Here is a 1,853-nt window from a genome sequence, read left to right as displayed (position 1 = left end):
CTACATTGAACCGTAGTATTTAATGTTCCGGCTTGAGTTGACCAAGTTGGAGCAGTGTTATCCTGAACAATAATTGTTTGACTAACAGGAAGAGAAGTATTTCCACAAGCATCTATAGCGGTCCAAGTTCTGGTTTTTGTATAGGAACCGGTGCAATTACCTGGTACTGTTGTGTCCTGGAAGGTTAAAGAAGAAACAGTTCCACTATCATCTGTTGCGGTAGCTTGTGCAAAGACAGGCACTTCAGGACAGTTGATTGTTGTAGTTGAAGGTAAAGGATCAATTACCGGTTTTACAGAATCTCCATCAAGAATTACAAAAGATTCACTGATTGTACAACCTTTAGCATCTGTGATTGTTACGCTATAATTTCCTGCTAAAAGAGCAGTAGCAGTATCCGAAGTTTGTGCTGGAGTTGTATTCCATAAGTAAGTATAAGGGGTTGTTCCTCCTGATACCGTTACAGTGGCAGAACCAGTCGCATCACCTCCACAAACAACATCAATTTGTGTTTTTGTGGCGCTTAGCGCTTTTTGTGGTTGTCCAATTGTTACGGAGCAAGTAGTAGTGTAACCTAATTTGTCAGTTACGGTTACCGTATGTTGACCTGCAGTTAAAGAAACTGCTTGTGAAGTTGTTTCATTATTATCCCATAAATAAGTATAATCACCATTTCCTCCTATAGCAGTTACAGTCGCTTTTCCATTACTGTCACCAAAACATTTGGCAGGATCATCTTGAGAAATACTACAAGACAATACATTTGGTTCAGAGATGGTGATGGTACAAGTTGTAGTACAACCTTTTGCGTCTGTTACGGTTACTGAGTGTAAACCTGCATTTAGTAATACCGCTTTTTGTGTTGTTTCATTATTATCCCATAAGTAGGTATAACTTCCGTTTCCACCAAGCGCAGTTACAGTCGCTTCACCATTACTTAAACCATTAGCAGTAACTGCTTTGTTTTGTATTATTGAACAGCTTAAAGCAGCGCTAGGTTGACCAATTGTAACCGAATTAGATTGAGACGAACAAGAATCCGTAACGGTTAAAGTATAAGTTCCCGCAGGAAGATTGGATACTGTTGCTGTAGTTCCAACTACGGTGTTAGAGCTGTTTTTCCAAGAGTATGTTACCGTTCCAATAGCGTTTGTAACTGTACCAGCGATAACTGTTCCGTTACTATTTCCAAAACAAGCTGCATCCGTTTCAGAAGAAGCTGCTAAAGCCAAAGCTGCACTCGGTTGCCCGATGGTAACAGAATTAGTTTGAGAAGAGCAAGAATCTGTAACAGTTAAAGTATACGTTCCGGCAGGCAGATTTGATACTGTTGCTGTGGTTCCTACTACAGCATTAGAGCTGTTTTCCCAAGAGTATGTTACCGTTCCAACAGCGTTTGTAACAGTACCCGCAGTTACTGTTCCGGTGCTGGCGCCAAAACAAGCCGCATCTGTTTTAGAAGAAGCTGCTAAAGCTAAAGCTGCACTCGGTTGCCCGATTGTAACAGAATTAGCTTGAGAAGAGCAAGAATCTGTAACAGTTAAGGTATAAGTTCCGGCAGGCAAATTTGAAACTGTTGCTGTAGTTCCTACTACTGTATTAGAACTGTTTTTCCAAGAGAAAGTTACTGTTCCAACTACGTTTGTTACTGTACCTGCAGTTATAGTTCCGGTGCTTGCACCAAAACAAACCACATCTGTTTTAGATGAAGCTGCTAAAGCTAAAGCTGCACTAGGTTGTCCGATAGTAACGGAATTAGTTTGAGAAGAGCAAGAATCTGTAACAGTTAAGGTGTAAGTTCCGGCAGGTAAATTTGAAACTGTTGCTGTCGTTCCTACTACTGTATTTGAGCT

1 protein-coding gene is annotated in these 1,853 nt (G+C 40.7%); it reads right to left on the bottom strand.

What is annotated here, in order from left to right; translation table 11 throughout:
• Positions 1-1,853, bottom strand: a 1,853-nt coding sequence (locus AB674_RS21500; RefSeq protein ID WP_205625371.1) for a SprB repeat-containing protein, incomplete at both ends; no start/stop codon positions are given.

Origin of the sequence: Flavobacterium sp. ABG, assembly GCF_001027725.1 — a bacterium.
Classification (GTDB): Bacteria; Bacteroidota; Bacteroidia; order Flavobacteriales; family Flavobacteriaceae; genus Flavobacterium; species Flavobacterium cupriresistens.
Note: the sequence above shows the minus strand (reverse complement) of the source record. Positions and strands in the feature narration are given on the sequence as shown.